The sequence below is a fragment of the Chryseobacterium sp. 27AL genome, from assembly GCF_057815395.1.
Window position 1 is genome coordinate 391,543 of record NZ_JBYRIW010000001.1, and the last position, 17,954, is coordinate 409,496.

The following is a 17,954-nucleotide window of genomic DNA, read 5'->3' on the forward strand; positions in this document are numbered from 1 at the left end:
TGATAATCATTTGTTTGTGTAATTAATGATATCTTGTGCTTTTAAAGATACTTCAACAGTAATTGAATTATTATTTTCCGGAATTTTGATCAAAGCATAAAAAAATCTGATTTTTATTCTTTATTTTTCCTAAAATCTGAATTTATTTTAGTAAATTTGAATTCAATAAAAGGTGATATAAAACGCCGGAAAATTAACTTTATGTCTATTTTAATATAGGAAATAAGAACTATTTATTTTAATTTTACTATTTTAAATTTAAGTTGTAAGCTTATCTTTAAATGCTAAAATTTTTTTACTATGAACATAAAACTATTATTATCCGGAATCGTATTATTAACACTTTTAACGGCTTGTTCGGACAGGAATGAGGAAACAGATTCTTTACCTGAACAAACCAAAAGTTCCAAAATTTTCAGTAAATCAGGCGAAGAAAATAATGGAACAACAGCGAAAGTAGTAATAGATTCAACTAAAACCAAGGGAATTATCAATGCAACACAAGGACTCCCAACCGAATATACCTCAGAACAAGCAGGGGACAATTCAGGAGAAACAATTGACCCGACAAAACCGGACAGGCCTAAGTAAGCTTATTATTGAGATAACAGCGTCTGTTTTTGTCATTATTTCTGCTATATTGCCATTTTTGAACAATATAGTAGGCTATTTTATGGACGTTAGTGTTGAGCTTGATAATAACGCCGGTGTAAGAAGCCTTGATTTAGATTCTGCGATCTATTTTTTGTCAATACCGGTTTGCATGATACTGCTGGCTTTGGGCGGGCTGTTCCGAGCTAACAGATTTACATTTTATGCCGCGTTAATATCCGGATATTTCCACCTGAGCACATACGTAAAATTTGTTTTTTTCAATCAAAACAAAATTTCCGCTATTGCAGACCTTGCCATTGTAAGCCTGCTTCTGGTGATCATCGTCCTGGTATTTATGCTGGACAGGTACTACAGAAAAATTTATCTTCTGGATAAATTTAACAACAGTACATTAGAGAGATTTTCTTCCATATTATTTAAACGATTAGGTAAACATGAGTAGTCACAGAGATAGATTAAAGATTCTTGTTGCTCTTTCGGATAAATTGTGGGAAGATTATGACAATGCGGTAATATCTGAAGAGGAATATATACAAAAAATGAATCTGGTAAAGAAAGAAATTAACAACGGATTTATCAAAACCCTGGAAGATCTGGAAGTGTTCACTAATGAACTCGGGTATTTGGTTATGTCTGTTCCAACCAAAAGTTTTATCTATGGCTCGGAAAAGATTATAATTAATAAAAACTGATTTATTTAGTAGTTGCTTTCATTTCTGAAAGAATTTCATTGAGCATTTTGTTTTGTTCTGAAATAGCTTTACTGTATTGCTTTTCAAGTTTAGTGATTTGACTTTGCAAAAACATAAGACTTTTGTCCTGAGTATTATACTGGGCAAATAGGTTAGCAAGTAAATCTCCAATTTTATCATTAATATCACTAGTATAAAGATCATCATTTTGATGGTCTTTTTTGTTGCTGTCTGCTTCTGTTAACAACTCTCCTTCTCCCGTGATCAACCATACAAGATTATCATTCAGTTCAGGATACACCTTTAAAATCCGGGCAAGCTTATCTACTCCGAGGTCACTTTTCAGACCAACACCTTTAAAATTTGATGCCGATATTCCCGTTTCCCGGTAAAAAGATTCCTTTCTGATACTGTTCTTTTCAAGAAAAATTAAAATTCTTTCTTTTGTGGTCTGAATTTTGTCCATAAATATTTTTATATAGTCGGAATTTAGTCTATATTTGCAAATATAAAACAAAATTATAGAATATTAGTATAAATGAAAAATTATATGCAATCGGCGAATGACTATTACCGTCATTTTATACAGCCAAACGATTTTGTTGAATTTTATTCAGGATTCTTTTTTTCAGAAGGAATTTTTAAAATTACCGTTGAAGAACAGTGTTCATGGCTTTTACAAATTATTTGCTTTCAGTCTGAAATTTCAGAAACGCAGCTTTTTGAATTCTGGACCCTTAAAAGAAAAGAAGGATTGGAGTTTCTGCTGCAATGTAAAGACAGCCAGGGTAATTTGCTTTTTGAAAAACCTTTTGTTTCTCCTGACTTTTTATTTGACGAGATCGTTATCTGGAAGATTGGTAACTATCTTATCCTGCCGAGTGAATATAATGAATTTTTAAAAAAGATCAGAAATGATGTAGGTACACCTTATCAAAATACTGATACAAAAACAGAAATGAATTAAAAACCTTTATAAACTAATCTCATGAGTATTATTAAACGAAACAAGAAAAGAAATTCTGCAAATACGCTTTACGACGCGTATAAAGCGGTTGAAGACCTTTATGAATACAAGGAAGGTTATAAGTTATCAAAAGGAATTTTTGACGTATCCAGCGGAGAAGACTGTAATTGGCTGCTGGAAATTATCTTAAATGAGCAATCAAAATTATACTGCGAAATCCAATACTGGCATCTTAAAAGAGTAGAAGGCAGCAATTTCACGCTTTACTGTACAGATGAAGAAGGAAATGTCCTTACCGAAATCAATGATATCTCCATCAATTTTTTCTTTGATGACTTATTCTTGGTAGTAAAGAAGAATCTTCTATGCCTGCCTATTGAGTCAAAAATGTACGCATAGGAAGTCTATCATATATTAATATTTTTAGTTAAGTGCTCATTCAGTTACTGAATAACAGCACTTAACTTTTTTATTTATTAGCCAAAAAGGATCCTGATGCCTAATAATTGCTGCTATTACTGCGGGCCGATAGAACCAAGCTTTCACTCCTGAAAAAAAACCGAAGAAGTATAACAACAGTGAGAATCTCTTTCCGGCAAATTGGTTTAAATACGTCTTATATTTTGTGAATTTGTATACCAGTTAATTTGAGTTAGCTTTGATTAAAGCAATTAAAAAATTCTCTGTTAAATATGAAAAGCCCCCTTAATATTTAAAAAATCTAATCTTGATTTCGGTAAAATTTATTGATAATGAAAAGTGAACACAATTTAATTAAAATTCAAATAAATTCACTTTGACTTAAATAAAAAATAAATTTATATTGATTTAAATGAAGATTTAATGATTTTGTTTTTTTATAAAATAAACAATTTTTTGAACATTATTTTTTTCATCATAAGCATTTACGTAATTTTATTCTCTGTATAACAGAATTTATATAATATCATTACAATGGAAGGATATAATTACGGGATGATCGGCCTCGGAGTGATGGGGAGAAATCTTCTCTACAACATTGCTGATAACGGATTCTCTGTAGCGGGTTTTGACCTCGATGAAGAGAAGGTAAATCAACTGCACAGCAATGCCACTTCAGAAATGAAGATCAAAGGTACAGCCTCACTGGAAGAATTTGTAGCCACTTTGGAAACGCCGAGAAAAATCATTCTTATGGTTCCTGCAGGAAAACCGGTGGATGCTGTTCTTGATAATATTTCACCACTTTTAAGTAAAGGAGATATCGTTATTGATGCCGGGAATTCTTATTTCCAGGATACCAATAGACGTATTGCCGATATGGCATCTAAAAATCTTCATTTTATGGGAATTGGTGTTTCAGGTGGAGAAAAAGGAGCCAGAACAGGTCCGAGCATTATGCCCGGCGGAGATGCTGAAGCGTTTAGTCTTCTGAAACCTATGCTTGAAGCTATTTCTGCAAAAGTGGATGGAGAACCCTGTACCGCTTATATGGGAAAAGGATCAGCCGGAAATTATGTGAAAATGGTTCACAACGGAATCGAATATGCCATTATGCAGCTGATCAGCGAAGCTTACGATCTTCTTAAAAGAGGAGCCGGTCTCAGCAATGATGAGCTTTATGAAGTCTTTAAAGATTGGAATAACGGCGAGATGAATTCTTTCCTTATTGAAATCACCAGAGATATATTCAAACAGAAAGATACTTTAACAGATAATGATCTTTTAGACCAGATCTTAGACAAAGCCGGTGCAAAAGGAACCGGAAAATGGACCTCCGAGCAGGCAATGGAAATAGGGGTTTCTATCCCGACCATTGATATTGCGGTCACATCAAGGATTTTATCGGCCTATAAAGAAGAAAGAATTCAGGCTTCAGAAATATATGTTGAGAAAGAAATTACAACTCCTGAAGATAAAGAATTGTTTATTCGCGAAGTGGGAGATGCGCTTTATCTTGCAACACTCATCAGCTATGCACAGGGCTTGGCTTTACTGATCAAAGCTTCTGAAGAATATCAGTTTGAAATCCCTTTAAAAGATGTTGTGAAAATCTGGAGAGGCGGTTGCATTATCCGTTCTTTACTATTAGAGAAATTCTATGCCGCTTATACAGAAAACCCGGGCCTTACCAACATCTTACTTGATAAAGAAATTTCTTCATTGGTAAAATCAAAAATAAACGCATTACGGAAAACAGCATCATTTGCTGTATTAAACGGAATTCCAAGTCTAGGACTACAGACGGCTTTAGGATATTTTGATGCCTATACCACAAAATCGCTTCCGGTAAACCTTATTCAGGCACAAAGAGATTATTTCGGGGCACACACGTATCAGAGAATCGACAGGGAAGGCATTTTCCATACTTCATGGAACAGTACAAATCAATAAATTTCGGGAAAATGAATGACAATAAAAGCCTGAGACCGACTACCATTATCATTTTTGGGGCGACAGGCGATCTTGCAAAAAGAAAACTTTTTCCGGCATTTTATAATTTGTATATCGACGGAAGAATGCCCAAAGGATTTAACATTCTTGCTTTGGGAAGGGCAGAAAATAAGGATGAAGATTTTAAAAGCTATGTAAAAGAAAATCTGGAAAGCTTTTCAAGAAAAAAACTTACGGCGGAAGACTGGGCAGGCTTTCAGGCACACATTACGTATTTCAGGCATCAGCTCGACGAAGAAAATTCCTACAAAGAGCTGCAGCAGAAGCTGAATGACTTCGATAAGATCTACGGCACCAGAGCAAACCGTTTGTTCTACCTTTCTATCGGTCCAAATTTCATTTCTACCATCTCGAATCATATTAAAAGCAGCTCGCTCGCATTTGATCCCAAAAAAGACCGTATCATTATCGAAAAACCGTTTGGGCATGATAAGCAGTCTGCCATTGAGCTGAATAATCTCCTTTCCGAAACATTTGAAGAAGAGCAGATCTACCGTATCGATCATTATTTAGGCAAAGAAACCGTACAGAATATTTTGGCTTTCAGATTTGGAAATTCCATATTCGAACCGCTTTGGGATTCTAAGCACATAGAATCTGTACAGATTACCGTTGCCGAAGAAGTCGGCGTAGAGACAAGAGGAAGTTTTTATGAACAGACCGGGGCACTCCGCGATATGATCCAGAACCATTTGCTCCAGATTCTGTGCATGGTAGCCATGGAGCCGCCTGCATCTCTCGAATCCGGTGAGATCCGTGACCGTAAAGTAGATGTCCTGAAATCAATCCGAAGAATTCCTGCAGATAAAGTAGACCATTATGCCGTAAGGGGACAATACGGAAAAAATGTTGTGAACGGAGTAGAAATAAAAGGCTATCGCCAGGAAAACGGTATTGCCCCGGACTCCAATACAGAAACTTTCGCGGCAGTAAAATTCTATCTCGATAATGAGCGCTGGCAGGGAGTTCCTTTCTACGTCCGTACCGGAAAAAAAATGAAAGAGAAACATTCTTATATTACCATACAGTTTAAGCCGTTACCGCATTCTACTTTTTCAGATACGCCACATCTTTTATCGGCCAACAGGCTTATCATTAATATCCAGCCATTGATGGATATAAGATTGCAGTTTATGGCTAAAAAACCGGGACTTTCACTGGCACTTGAACCGGTAGAAATGATTTTCGACTATTTCGTATGTCAGGAAGATACTCCGGAAGCCTATGAAACCTTGCTGCTGGATGCACTTTTGGGCGATTTAACCTTATTTATGCGTTCCGATCAGGTAGAAGAAGCCTGGGACGTGGTAAAAACAATCCAGGAAGCCTGGGGAAACAATAAAGATGCTTCTTTCCCGAATTACAAAGCAGGAAGCTGGGGTCCGGACGAAAGCTTTGCGCTGGTAGAAAGACAGGGCGACAGCTGGTGGTAAAATAGTATTAATGTAAAAAACTGAAAATGAATATCACAGTATTTGATGATTTAGATAAATTATATACAGCGGCAGCAGAAACTTTTGCTGAGCTTTCACAAAAATCAATACAGGAAAAAGGCCGGTTTGCAGTAGCGTTGAGTGGAGGTTCTTCTCCTAAAGCTATTTTTAAATTACTTGCAACAGATGAATATGCCGGAAGAATTGACTGGAGCAATATCTATTTTTTCTGGGTCGATGAACGATGGGTCCCTTTAAATGACGACAAAAGCAACGCAAAAATGACTTTCGAAACATTGCTTGACAAAGTGCCGGTAAACAGCGATCACATATTTCCGATGTATAAGGAAAATGTTCTTCCCGAAGATTTCGCAAAAGAATATGAAGCTCAGATCCGCAAGGTGCTGGGAGATGATGGCGCTTTTGATTTCATCCTTCTGGGGATGGGAGACGATGGACACACCGCATCATTATTTCCTGGTGAAAAAATCCTTAATGAAAAAGACAAATGGGTCGATGCCTATTATCTGAAACCCCAGGAAATGTTCAGAATTACACTCACAGCACCGATCATTAATAAGGCGGAAAATATACTGGCCGTTGCCTTCGGTGAAACCAAAAGACATGCCCTGAATGAAATCCTGAACGGAGCCTACAATCCGGAATTATACCCGATCCAGCTTATTGAGAAAAAAGAAAACTTCAGATTTTTCACGGATCATAAGGCAATGGGAAATTAATAGGTAATCAAAGTATACATAAGGTCCTGCAGATGTTTCTGCAGGATTTTTTTATAGGAAAGTTTGTCAGCCGATCATGAGGATGGGTTGAGCTTGATTGGCAAAATGCCTTTATTTATTTTTATTAAGATTCGAATTATTTGTAATATATCCGTTTTAGCCATAAACTTATTCTCACAAGTATTATTAAAACAGGTACTTCTACCAAAGGCCCGATTACTCCCACGAATGCCTGTTGAGAGTGAATTCCAAATACTGCAATCGCTACGGCAATTGCCAGTTCAAAATTATTTCCTGTTGCCGTAAAAGCTATCGAAGCATTTTTATCATAAGGAACATTAAATGATTTATTGATAAAGAAACTTACAAAGAACATCACCACGAAGTACACTATCAGCGGTACAGCTACTTTTAAAACGTCTAATGGTAATTCCAGGATCTTATCTCCTTTGAGGCTGAACATAAGTACAATCGTAAATAGTAAAGCATATAATGTTAACGGAGATATTTTAGGAATAAACTTTCTGTTATACCACTCCAAACCTTTCAATTTGATTAAAAAGTAGCGGCTCAGAAAACCTGCTAAAAAAGGAATTCCTAGGTACACCAAAACGCTTTCGGTAACGTCCCTCATTGATACTGTTACATTAAAATCGGCCAAACCTAGCTTTTCAGGTAAAACGTTGATAAAAAGCCAAACCATAAAACTGTAACTTAATATTTGGAATATACTGTTCAAAGCCACTAACAACGCGCCGTACTCACGGTTACCTTTTGCTAAATCATTCCACACAAGCACCATTGCAATACATCTCGCCAAACCAATAAGAATTAAACCAATCATATAATTAGGTTCATTTCTTAGAAAAATGATTGCTAATAAGAACATTAAAGTCGGACCGATAATCCAATTCAGTAACAAAGAAATTCCAATTGCCCTTTTGTCTTGGAAAACTTTAGGCAATAATGAATAATCAACCTTTGCTAACGGCGGGTACATCATAATCATTAACCCAATCGCCAATGGAATATTTGTAGTTCCTATTGATAAGGAATTGGTAACTTCAGAAATATTAGGAAAGAAATATCCTAAGCCTATCCCTGAAAACATGGCCAGGAATATCCACAAAGTAAGGAATCTATCGAGAAATTTTAGTTTTGGTTGCATTACGTTTATTTAATCAGTCTTATTTTTTATCTGTGAAAAGACATAGAACATTTCAGCACCAATCTGCAAGCTCCTTTCACTGTAAACCTTGGTCTGCTCAGAGGTACCATCTGAAATTTTGGGATCTTCAAAAGTTATTGGAATACGTCTGTCTGCTCCTGCAATGAAAGGACATCCGCCATCCGCCTGAGAACAGGTCATAATTGCAGCAAACCCATGTGTAGGGTTAAATAAGCTATCATATCTTTTAGAGAAGCCAATAACCGGATGTTTGTCTTCATCATACTTAATAGCATATACGGGATTTTCTGTATCAGAAATTTTGGTGACAAACAGTCCCTGCTCTTGCAAAGTCTCTACAACTTTGGGAAACATAGCTGTTTCTTCTGTGCCTCCTGAATAACAGGTTACATTCGGAAAATCATAATAATCACTTGCAACCTGTGCCCAAACTTGTGACAAATGACTTCTTCTCGAATTATGGGTACAAATAAAGTTAATGGTGACCTCTTTTTTTTCTTCCAGCCTTTTCTGAATAAAAGCAATTAATGGTGCTAACGTAGCCTTTCTATCTTCCCCGATTTTCTGACGTCTCAGTAATTCTATTGTTTCTAATAATTTAGGATACATAGTTATTTTTTTATTGAATTTTAGCAGCAACCGGAACCTGGAGTGCAACAGGAATTTTGATTATTAGAAAGTTCAGATAAATTTACTTTTTGTTTTTCCGTTGGAATTCCACAAGCATCCTGAGCTAAACACGCTGTTGTTTTATTTTTAAGAACAAAATTTTTCCCGTTAAAGTCCAGATCAAATTTGCCTATTGTTGTATCTTGATATTCAACCTCAATTTCGTCATCTTCAATACCAAGCTTTTCTTCTGATAACTTAATAATATTTAAAAGTTTAGAAGGTTTTAGACGATGTTCAAAATCATCAGCATTCCATAATTGAAAATTGACAACCCTTTCCGTTCGTATAGTCCCTCCGCAGTCAATGAAATGTTTTATTATCGTTCCTACTTCTGTTACATGAAAGTGCTCAGGAACAAAGCTTCCGTTTTCTAATTGAAATTCAACATTTTCCAATGCCGGTAAGATTTCTTTAATTTCAGATAGTTTCATAATTTATTTATTGGTTAAATGCAATATTACGATAGATGTGTTTAAAAAAAATGCCTTAACAGCATTTCTGATGGGTAGTCGTGAGAATTATATTTGAAAAATAATCTTTCAGTATTCCAAAAGTATTTTCATCAATACAGTAGCAAATTGCAGTTCCTTCAATATTACCTTTAATCAGGCCTGCGTTCTTTAATTCTTTTAAATGCTGAGAAACCGTTGCCTGCGCTAATGGTAATTCATTAACAATATCACCACAGATACATGTATTTACCTTCAACAGATACTCAATAATAGCAACTCGTGCAGGATGTCCTAGTGCTTTCGCAATCGTAGCTATTCTGTTCTGTTCATCTGTAAAATGGTCTGTTTTAGTTGCTCCCATAATTTTAAAAAATATTATATCGCAATATTACGATTAATTGTTTTCTTTTGCAACCTTTATTTACGGAATAATTGAAAATTAGTAAAAATCTTATTTTGACATTATTTGTTTAAGAAGATTAAATCTATAATCTTGCGATGCTGGATTACATTTTACCATTTTAGAAAACATTGGAGCAATATGAACATACATTGTTGTGATGTAAGATGCTTTCTTGCAAAGTAAGATAACATTGGAGCTATGTAGACTTACATTATTGCAAAGTAAGATTACTTTATTGCAATATAAAATAACATTGGAGCATTGCGGACTTACATTTTCGCGATGCAGGATAACATTCTCGTACCTGCGATTAACATTCTTATACCTGAAAACAATATTCTTGCGGTATCATCACGAAATGCCACCACAGGCATTACACTTTTGTGGTATTTTTAATAAAATGGTTAAAATTTTTAAACTAAAAAGGTAATTTTATGCTATAAAAATAACTGATTATGGAAACATTAATTAAAAAAATGAAATGCAGTCTTGGGATCATCGTGTTCCTTTTTGTCAGTGTTAGTTTTTCTGCACAAAACTATGTCGGGAAGATTTTTGATCAGCTAAGAGGTCAGTCTTTCTCTCTATATGATAACGGATTAGTAGTTCAGGACGGAAATCCGGGAAACAGAGGTTTTGCCCAGCGTGATCCTTCAGGGATGATGTTTCTGAGACTGCCGGCCGTCAATCCCTACAGAAATGCCTACTTCCTCGATTACCGCGGAAACTTTATCGAAATAGATTATGCCTTAGGAAGCAGGGTAATCGGGAAATACGATTTTCAGCCACCGGCACCGACTATGGTAAATTATCAGCCTCCACAGTTCAATCCCAATATAGGAATTATGACGGCCAGTGGAAATGTGACCCCCATTCCTGTCAATCTCGTGAACCGGGATCAGCCCTTCGGCGATGTGATGATAACCTCGGAGCAGGCCGCTGTTAATTGCTATAATCAGTCACTGACATCCAATAATCAGCTCAATCAAAACGCATTTGGCGACTGTATGATCGCAAGTATGACCGGGAAAAAAGAAAATGAAGTATATAAATGTGTTAAGAATTCCGCGACCGTTGAAGAGCAGACTCTGTGTATGGTATCCGTAATGGGAGGCAGCAGAGAACAGCAATACGCCCAGACTCTTACGAAATGCTATAGAGAATTTGGTGCCGACTACAGCAAGTATCCTTTGTGTCTTGCTGGAGAAGTTTCAGACCCCGATCTGCAGAAACTGGTTTCCTGTGTAAAGCAGCAGGCACAAACCGGTCAGGTTAATTTCATGAATACCGCCATGTGCTACGGAGCAGATAGGTTTAATCTGAATACCGAGGCGACGATTGCAGTTCAGTGTGCAGCAACATCCGGCGGACAGCCCTATGTTTTTGTAGGTTGTGCCGGCGGGCAGCTTACCGCCATGGAACTTAATAAATGCCTTACACAGGGAGTAGGGGGAGATAATGGCTGTTTCGGAAAGAACAATACCATTGTGAAAACCTTGAATTCTCTGGGAAAAGAGATTAGTCAGCATTTTGGTCCTAACAACGATATTGTGAGAAACTTTAATAATGTGGTGCAGGATTTTACAGTCGCCCCGGGATATAATCATGAAGCGGTAAAATTACTGCGCAATACCGGAAACGAGCTGCGTAAAGCCGGAGGAAATATTGAAAGAGAAGTCAAAAGGGTTCTCCCAAGAATAAAATGGTAATCTTTTATTAACAGCCCTTCTTTACGAAGGGTTTTTTAATTTAAAAAATAAAAACAAAGAGTATGTAAAAGGAATAAATCACCATTTTTTTATAGGAAGCCATGAAGTTATTATGGTACTTTTTCATTAAATTTGTTAGTGTTCTGAAAAATTAATCACCACTCACAAATGTTTATGAACATAAAGAAAACCTCTGTGTCGCTTTTTTTGATGCTTTCGGCAAAAATGTTTTGTCAGCAGTTTTCTTTACGATACTGTATAGAAAAGGCGCAACAGAACAATACAGTCGTAAAGCTTGCCGGACAGTCTCTGGAAACGAGACAGAAACTTTTTAAAGCTACACAAAACAACGGGCTCCCCAAGCTGGATCTTCTCGCAGGATACAACTACATCGGTGAACCTCTGCGTGTGAATCTCCAACAGGTAAAAGACGGTATCGTGGAAGGCTCGGCAAATCAGGCAGTATATTCTGCTAACACCGTGTATCAGCAGGTAACAGGAAACCAGCTTTCTCAACAGGTACAGGATGTTATTTATCAGACGTCAAAAGATATCATCAGTGCCGTCTATCCCAATTACAATCCGGAAATTACCAAACAGAGTTACTTTCTTGCAGGGCTGGTCGTGCGTCAGCCGATATATCTCGGAGGAAAATTAAAGTCATCCCGCAAGCTCTCCGAAGAACAGCTGAAAACTGGGGAAGCCAACCTTCAGTCTTCAAAAGATATTACGGCATACAATATTGCTTTACAGTATATTCAGATCATGTATCTGAATTCAATGATCGAGAAACAAAAAAACAGCCTGGAATCTCTGCAGAAAAATGAAGCATATGCAGACAATCTTCTGAAAGCCGAAATCATCCCGCCATATCAGAAAAACTGGGCAGATATTGCCAGAGCTCACGGAGAAACAAACCTGAAGAGTCTGGTGATGGAAAAAGAGAATGCTTTGTTTACGCTGAAAGATCTGATGGGGATTTCTCTTGACGAACCGGTAGAAATCAACGAAAAGCTAAATGAATCGACCGAAATTCCTCCTTTCATCTCTTCTCAGAATAATGCAGATATAAAACTTCTTCAAAGCAAGAAAGCAGAAGCCGAAACCGGACTGTATATTACAAAATCTTTATCAAGACCCAATCTGTTTGCTATCGGAAATGTGCAGTTCTTCAGGAAAGATCTTCCTGTCATCACTCCTCCCTGGCTTGTCGGACTCGAATTGCAGTGGACGCTTTTTGATCCGGAACGCCGCTCCAGAAATTTGGCTTCTGAATCTCTAGTCAAAGAAGCAGATTTGCTCATAGAACAAAAACAGAAATCGGTGAACCTAGCCACCAAAATAGCGGAGAATAAGCTGGTAAGCCTTAAGGAGCAAAGTGAAACATTCGATATATCACGAAAACAGGCCTACAATACCACTGAAATGGTGAGAAAAAGAATGGAAAACAGCCTTTCATCCGTAAAAGATGTGAATGATGCTTTACAATTACAGTACGAAACTGAAAAGCTGTATTACACTTCTCTGGTAGCGTATCAGACTGCATTGGCAACTTATTTTTACATCACAGGAAATCCTGAAAACATCACAAACTATATTCCGTGATTGTAGTTTTAGAATTAAAATAATCTTTAGAAATTAATATAATCAATGATCAACCGGACCCGATCCGAAGCATAACCAAATAACAGATGAAAAACTTTATAAAAAACTATTGGGCTGTTTTTATTCCGATTGCTGTACTTGCGGCAGCATTGGTCTATCTCCTGAAAGATAAGTCTGCCGAAACCCCGAAAGATGCCGTCATCGGAATGGTAGATGCTGAATTTGTCGATGTTTCAGCGTCGCTTCCCGGGCGGGTGCTGGATATTCCGGTCAAAGAAGGGGATGAAGTGAAAGAAGGTCAGGTGGTCGCTCAGATGAAAACTTCCGAGATTGAAACCATTCAGTCCCAGGTTGCCGATGCTGTTGAAATTGCCCGAAACCAACTGGATAAAGTCGACCGTGGCGTAGAGCCTGAAGTATTGGCTTCGGCAAAAAATCTTCAACAGATTGCTCAACAACAAATGGATCTGATGTTTAAAACGTACAGTCGCTTTCAGAATCTGTATTCGGAAGGAGTGGTTTCAGGGCAGGAGCGGGATGTGATTTATTTTAAATATAAAGCAGCACAGAAAGAACTTGAAACTGCTAAACTTAATGTACAGCTATTACAAAGAGGCAGTAATAAAGAATTGAAGAACTCTGCACAGGCTGTTCTTAATCAGGCTCAGAATGCGGAAAAGCTGACCCAGGAAATTAAAGATAATGCTTCTCTGAAAGCGCCGGTATCAGGAAAAATATCAACGATTGTTTCCAATAAAGGCGAAATGGTAAATGCCGGATATCCGATGATGACGATCCAGAAGGACAATTCATTTTTTGTGAAATTCAATTTGCGTCAGAATCAGATGGCAAAAATAGAGAAGGGGAGTGTGGTAACGATGAAAATTCCGGGCTGTGTTCCGGAAACGGTGAAAGGAAGAGTATCTGAATTGGCTCCGGCATTAGGATATGCCGACTGGGTTCCCGAAAAACAAAACGGAGAATTTGAGCTCAGAACTTTTCAGATCAAAGTGAAACCTGAAAATTTAAATACAATAAAAGGACTTCGTTCAGGAATGACCGCACAGCTTATTCTGCCTTAATTAAAACCTTTAACATTGAAAAAAATCAGCAGCATCATGGTACGCGAATGGAAACGGATTTTTTCGATTCCGAATTTTTATGTGGTGTTGCTGGTTATTCCGCCTATTATTTTTCTGTTTTATGGTTTTATTTATCAGAAGCAGTTTGCCCGTGAACTTCCGATGGCGGTCTGGGATGAAGACGGTTCTTCAGTTTCACGGACATTGACCGATATGATGGAGCAGAATGAAAACATTCACTTTACTCATGTGGTTTTCAGCAATGCTGAAATCGAAAAGCTGATGAAGGAAGGGAAAATATTCGGGGCTGTTCATTTTCCGAAAAATATGGAGTCGGATGCCAAGAAAAACCATCAGTCGAATATTACCTTATATACCAATGGTGCTTACTTGGTTCCCGCTAAAATGATTTATAAAGGTGCTGCTGAGATCATCATTAAAGGAGGGCTTGCCGTAGTCCTTCAAAAAGCAGAAAAGCAGGGGATGCCTGCCGATCAAGCAAATACTCTCGTTCAACCGGTTAAGTTGAATACCACCATTCTCTACAATCCGGAATTTAATTACCAGATGTATCTCACGCCCGGACTCGTAACGGTAGGGCTTCAGATGGCATTAATTGTGGCTTCTGTTCTTATTCTTAATCTCGAATTTAAAAGAAATACCATCGACAGCCTTCTGAAGATCTCCACTTCATCTTCACAGATCATTATCGGAAAAATGCTGGCTCACCTTTGTATAGCGTGGATTTTATTTATCCTTATCAGTTTTGTTGTATTTCCTGTTTTCGATCTCGGGAAGCCACAGACGGATTTCAGCTTTTTTATTCTCTATACCTTATTGGCCCTGGCTTGCATAGGAATAGGGATGATGCTTTCAGCGATTTCTGATAATCTTCTCTTTGTGGTGGATGTGGCGCTGTTTTTCACCTCGCCGGCATTTGTATTCAGTGGTTTTACGTTTCCCAGATGGGCAATGCCGTGGTATGATCAGATCTATGCGGATATCATGCCTTATACGCATTTTCTGGACGGATTTATTAAACTGTACTTCATGGAACTTCCCATCAGGTATGCATATCCTGAAATGGTTAAATTGCTGATCTTTATCGGGATTACATTTCCTGTTGCGATTGTCGTTTTTCAGAAGAAGATTAATCAATATGTAAAAAACATTCAGCAGTGAAAGAAATTTTTTATATATTGAAAAGAGAATTGAGGAATATCTCGAAAGATTCGAGCCTATTCCTGATTTTGCTGATTGCTCCTGTGCTGTACGCTTTTATGTATGGCAGTATTTATCTGAATAAAGGCGAAGAAAAGGTAAAGTTTGCCCTGATCGATGCAGACGGAACGGCAGTTTCCAGGCTGCTTACGGATCAGCTTAATTCGACTCCGATGATTGAAATTGTTCCCAGCTCAGATATTGCTGAAGCGCAGGAAAAAATGTATAGGGGAGAAGTTGAAGGCTACTTGTATATTCAAAAGGATTTGGAAAAATTTATTCTTTCACAAAAACAGGCTAATGTGAATCTTGTTCTTAATGCATCCCGTTTTCTGCCTTCCAGCGATTTGCTGAGTACTGTAACCAAAGTCTGTCTTACGATAGGAGCAGGCGTACGGAAAACCTATTTCAATAAGCAGGGAATGAATGAAGATGAATCTATGAAAATGACCAATCCCATCAATATGGATTACCGCCCGCTTTACAATTCCGGGATGACGTATGGCTCGTTTCTTTTGCCGGGATTACTGGCTATTATCCTTCAGCAGACGCTTCTGATCGGGGTTGCTGCCGCTTTCACATCAGAACGGGAAGAGAAAAAACTTCGTCATCTTTATGAAATCTCAGGGTTTAGCATTTCTAAAATAATCCTGGGTAAAGGAATGCTGTATTTCTGTATTTTTATGATCTTCGGGTTGTTTTTTGCAGTGGTTAACTTTTCCATTTTTGGTGTAGCGGTAAGAGGAAGCTTTCCTGATCTTGCAATTATTACAGCTACCTTTATTGCTTCGGTCATTATATTGGGAATGCTGATCGGGAGCTTCTTTAAAAGCAAACTCTTTGCATTCCAGGTGTTGGTTTTTTCTTCTTATCCAATATTTCTGGTGACAGGATATTCAATGCCTTATCAGTCTTTGCCAAAAGGAATTCAGTTCTTTTCTGATCTCTTGCCGACTTCCCCGTTTCTGAAGGTGTATATTTCTATTGTTCAGGCCGGTGGATCAATTGCAGACAATCTGGGTTCTGTTGTTCATCTTTTACTATTGCTCGTAGTTCTTGTAATCCTGCTCATGGCAAGGATGAAATATCTTCTGAGTAAAGCTTAAATGACAACTTTTTGAAGGGTTTTACTCGCTGTTTGTATCAATGTTTTCAAGTGGATGACACTTAGGCGGCTAAGTGGGTGTCACTTAGGGAGCTAAGTGGGGACTCCATAGCAGGCTAAGCGACGCACACTTACGTGCGGAATATTAGGCATACTTTTACTAAGATTAGTAAGAAATTATTCAGTGAGTTACTTTTATCATTAATAATATCCTAACACTTTCATCCAGATTCCGCCAAGTCCCATGTAAATAATAAGGAGAACGATTCCTATTTCCAGGCCGCGCAGCCACCAGGATTTAAGATCTACATATCCGCTACCAAAAAATACCGGTGCTGGGCCGTGACCGTAATGAGTCAGCACCCCATAAATGGATCCCAGGAAACCAAGCATCATCGCCAGCAGCATCGGAGGAATTCCGACTGCAATACCAACGCTCAGCAACGCGGCATACATGGCTGCAACATGCGCTGTGGCACTCGCAAAAATATAGTGACTGAAAAAATAGACAAGAATAATCACCGGAAATGCTACCGTCCAGGTCATTTCGCTAATTTCAGCTTTGATCAGATTGCTGAACCAGCCGATGAATCCTAATTCATTTAACGAACTTGCCATCATCACCAGAACGGCAAACCAGACAATCGTATCCCAGGCGCCCTTTTCAGATTTTACATCTTCCCAGGTCAGCACTGAAGTGAGCAACAGTAAAGTAAGTCCGATGAATGCTGTAGTGGTAGCATCAATGGAAAGACTTCCTCCAAAAATCCAGAGTGCTAATAATATGAAAAAGGCCAGCAGCATCAGCCATTCGTTTTTTGTGATAGGACCCATTTCTTTTAATTTTTCCGCGGCCATTCTCGGAGCATCGCCTGTTTTCTTTAATTCTGGCGGGTACAGTTTATACAACACCAAGGGAACGATAAAAAAAGCTGCTACTCCAGGAATAAAACCTGCGGCAGCCCAGGACATCCAGGTAATATTAACGCCCAGATTGGCAGCAAATTTCTGACACATCGGGTTACTGGCTGTTCCGGTCAGGAACATGGAAGACGAGATGAGGTTCATGTAGTAACTGTTTAAGGTTAAATAAGAACCCAGCTTTCTGTGAGTTTCAGGTTTTTCAGGTACGGAGCCGAAGCTACCCGCCATCGATTTCATAATCGGGTAAATGATACCGCCACCTCTTGCCGTATTACTCGGTATTGCAGGGGCAAGACAGACGTCGGCTAATCCAAGTCCGTAAGCTAATCCCAGTGAACTTTTACCAAAAATTCTGATAAATAAAAAGGCTATGCGGTTACCCAGTCCTGTTTTAATGAAACCTCTGGCTATAAAGAATGATATTCCGATCAGCCAAATTACTTTATCTCCAAAACCGGAAAGTGCTTTGGTGATTGATTTTCCTGCATCTCCGGGAGCTACAACCTGTGTCAGTGCAGTAAAAGCCACGGCCATCATACACATCGTGCCCATTGGAGCTGCTTTTAGGATGATCCCTAAAATAGTGGCTGCAAATATCGCGAAAAGATGCCATGCATTCTCGCTGACCCCTTCCGGCACAGGGATAAACCAAATGATGAGTGCCACTGCAAAAGTGATCGCTACATTTTTAATGTTTATTTCTTTCATGATA

At 38.1% G+C, this 17,954-nt stretch carries 19 protein-coding genes; 13 read left to right on the forward strand and 6 right to left on the reverse strand.

Annotated elements, in window-relative coordinates:
* Window positions 1-300: 300 nt before the first annotated feature.
* Genes AC3WV0_RS01745 through AC3WV0_RS01755 form a run of 3 tightly spaced genes read left to right on the forward strand, consistent with a single transcriptional unit; the run spans window position 301 to window position 1,307 of the window.
* Entirely contained in the window at window positions 301-591 is a 291-nt protein-coding gene (locus tag AC3WV0_RS01745; protein ID WP_488843421.1) for a hypothetical protein, read from the forward strand.
* A 58-nt stretch (window positions 592-649) separates the two neighbouring features.
* Window positions 650-1,057 (forward strand): hypothetical protein, encoded by a 408-nt coding sequence (locus AC3WV0_RS01750; RefSeq protein WP_488843423.1) that lies wholly within the window; start codon window positions 650-652, stop codon window positions 1,055-1,057.
* Window positions 1,050-1,307 carry a hypothetical protein gene (locus AC3WV0_RS01755; RefSeq protein ID WP_089998840.1) on the forward strand — a complete coding sequence of 86 codons (258 nt, stop codon included), beginning with the start codon at window positions 1,050-1,052 and terminating at the stop codon, window positions 1,305-1,307. Before AC3WV0_RS01750 ends, AC3WV0_RS01755 begins: the two co-directional genes overlap by 8 nt.
* A gap of 1 nt (window position 1,308) precedes the next feature.
* Here AC3WV0_RS01755 and AC3WV0_RS01760 read toward each other — a convergent pair whose 3' ends face one another.
* Window positions 1,309-1,773 (reverse strand): hypothetical protein, encoded by a 465-nt coding sequence (locus tag AC3WV0_RS01760; RefSeq protein ID WP_488843425.1) that lies wholly within the window; start codon window positions 1,771-1,773, stop codon window positions 1,309-1,311.
* 72 nt (window positions 1,774-1,845) lie between these two features.
* Here AC3WV0_RS01760 and AC3WV0_RS01765 point away from each other — a divergent pair, with 72 nt between their 5' ends.
* From AC3WV0_RS01765 to pgl, 5 genes are all read left to right on the forward strand, one after another.
* On the forward strand, window positions 1,846-2,274 hold the full coding sequence (locus AC3WV0_RS01765; RefSeq protein ID WP_488843426.1) for a DUF6876 family protein: 429 nt from the start codon (window positions 1,846-1,848) through the stop codon (window positions 2,272-2,274).
* Window positions 2,275-2,295: 21 nt separating this feature from the next.
* Window positions 2,296-2,673 carry a DUF6876 family protein gene (locus AC3WV0_RS01770; RefSeq protein WP_488843428.1) on the forward strand — a complete coding sequence of 126 codons (378 nt, stop codon included), beginning with the start codon at window positions 2,296-2,298 and terminating at the stop codon, window positions 2,671-2,673.
* Between the two features lie 555 nt (window positions 2,674-3,228).
* Window positions 3,229-4,647: an NADP-dependent phosphogluconate dehydrogenase gene (gene gndA, locus AC3WV0_RS01775; protein ID WP_488843430.1), complete on the forward strand. Its 1,419-nt coding sequence runs from the start codon at window positions 3,229-3,231 to the stop codon at window positions 4,645-4,647.
* 11 nt (window positions 4,648-4,658) lie between these two features.
* The gene (gene zwf, locus AC3WV0_RS01780; RefSeq protein ID WP_488843432.1) at window positions 4,659-6,140 is read left to right on the forward strand and encodes a glucose-6-phosphate dehydrogenase; all 1,482 of its coding nucleotides are present in this window, start codon (window positions 4,659-4,661) and stop codon (window positions 6,138-6,140) included.
* Window positions 6,141-6,166: 26 nt separating this feature from the next.
* The gene (pgl, locus tag AC3WV0_RS01785) at window positions 6,167-6,880 is read left to right on the forward strand and encodes a 6-phosphogluconolactonase (RefSeq protein ID WP_488843434.1); all 714 of its coding nucleotides are present in this window, start codon (window positions 6,167-6,169) and stop codon (window positions 6,878-6,880) included.
* A 136-nt stretch (window positions 6,881-7,016) separates the two neighbouring features.
* On the opposite strand, the gene arsB is transcribed toward pgl, so the two are convergent.
* Genes arsB through AC3WV0_RS01805 form a run of 4 tightly spaced genes read right to left on the reverse strand, consistent with a single transcriptional unit; the run spans window position 7,017 to window position 9,554 of the window.
* On the reverse strand, window positions 7,017-8,048 hold the full coding sequence (gene arsB / locus AC3WV0_RS01790; protein ID WP_488843436.1) for an ACR3 family arsenite efflux transporter: 1,032 nt from the start codon (window positions 8,046-8,048) through the stop codon (window positions 7,017-7,019).
* A 9-nt stretch (window positions 8,049-8,057) separates the two neighbouring features.
* Complete coding sequence (locus AC3WV0_RS01795; RefSeq protein ID WP_488843438.1) at window positions 8,058-8,678, reverse strand: low molecular weight phosphatase family protein; 621 nt, start codon at window positions 8,676-8,678, stop codon at window positions 8,058-8,060.
* Window positions 8,679-8,698: 20 nt separating this feature from the next.
* The gene (locus tag AC3WV0_RS01800) at window positions 8,699-9,172 is read right to left on the reverse strand and encodes a DUF6428 family protein (RefSeq protein WP_488843440.1); all 474 of its coding nucleotides are present in this window, start codon (window positions 9,170-9,172) and stop codon (window positions 8,699-8,701) included.
* A gap of 55 nt (window positions 9,173-9,227) precedes the next feature.
* Complete coding sequence (locus AC3WV0_RS01805) at window positions 9,228-9,554, reverse strand: ArsR/SmtB family transcription factor (RefSeq protein WP_488843442.1); 327 nt, start codon at window positions 9,552-9,554, stop codon at window positions 9,228-9,230.
* Between the two features lie 497 nt (window positions 9,555-10,051).
* On the opposite strand from AC3WV0_RS01805, the gene AC3WV0_RS01810 reads away from it, so the two are divergent.
* The 5 genes from AC3WV0_RS01810 (at window position 10,052) to AC3WV0_RS01830 (ending at window position 16,319) form a co-directional block, all read left to right on the forward strand.
* Window positions 10,052-11,305, forward strand: coding sequence for a hypothetical protein (locus AC3WV0_RS01810; protein ID WP_488843444.1), 1,254 nt, complete (start codon window positions 10,052-10,054; stop codon window positions 11,303-11,305).
* 174 nt (window positions 11,306-11,479) lie between these two features.
* On the forward strand, window positions 11,480-12,910 hold the full coding sequence (locus tag AC3WV0_RS01815; protein WP_488843445.1) for a TolC family protein: 1,431 nt from the start codon (window positions 11,480-11,482) through the stop codon (window positions 12,908-12,910).
* Window positions 12,911-12,996: 86 nt separating this feature from the next.
* Window positions 12,997-13,992: an HlyD family secretion protein gene (locus AC3WV0_RS01820; RefSeq protein ID WP_488843447.1), complete on the forward strand. Its 996-nt coding sequence runs from the start codon at window positions 12,997-12,999 to the stop codon at window positions 13,990-13,992.
* A 15-nt stretch (window positions 13,993-14,007) separates the two neighbouring features.
* Window positions 14,008-15,174 carry an ABC transporter permease gene (locus AC3WV0_RS01825; protein WP_488843449.1) on the forward strand — a complete coding sequence of 389 codons (1,167 nt, stop codon included), beginning with the start codon at window positions 14,008-14,010 and terminating at the stop codon, window positions 15,172-15,174.
* The gene (locus tag AC3WV0_RS01830) at window positions 15,171-16,319 is read left to right on the forward strand and encodes an ABC transporter permease (protein ID WP_488843451.1); all 1,149 of its coding nucleotides are present in this window, start codon (window positions 15,171-15,173) and stop codon (window positions 16,317-16,319) included. The genes AC3WV0_RS01825 and AC3WV0_RS01830 overlap by 4 nt, the downstream gene beginning before the upstream one ends.
* Before the next feature lie 200 nt (window positions 16,320-16,519).
* Here the strand turns inward: AC3WV0_RS01830 and AC3WV0_RS01835 are convergent, their stop codons facing one another.
* Entirely contained in the window at window positions 16,520-17,950 is a 1,431-nt protein-coding gene (locus tag AC3WV0_RS01835) for an anion permease (protein WP_488843453.1), read from the reverse strand.
* Between the last annotated feature and the right edge of the window lie 4 nt (window positions 17,951-17,954).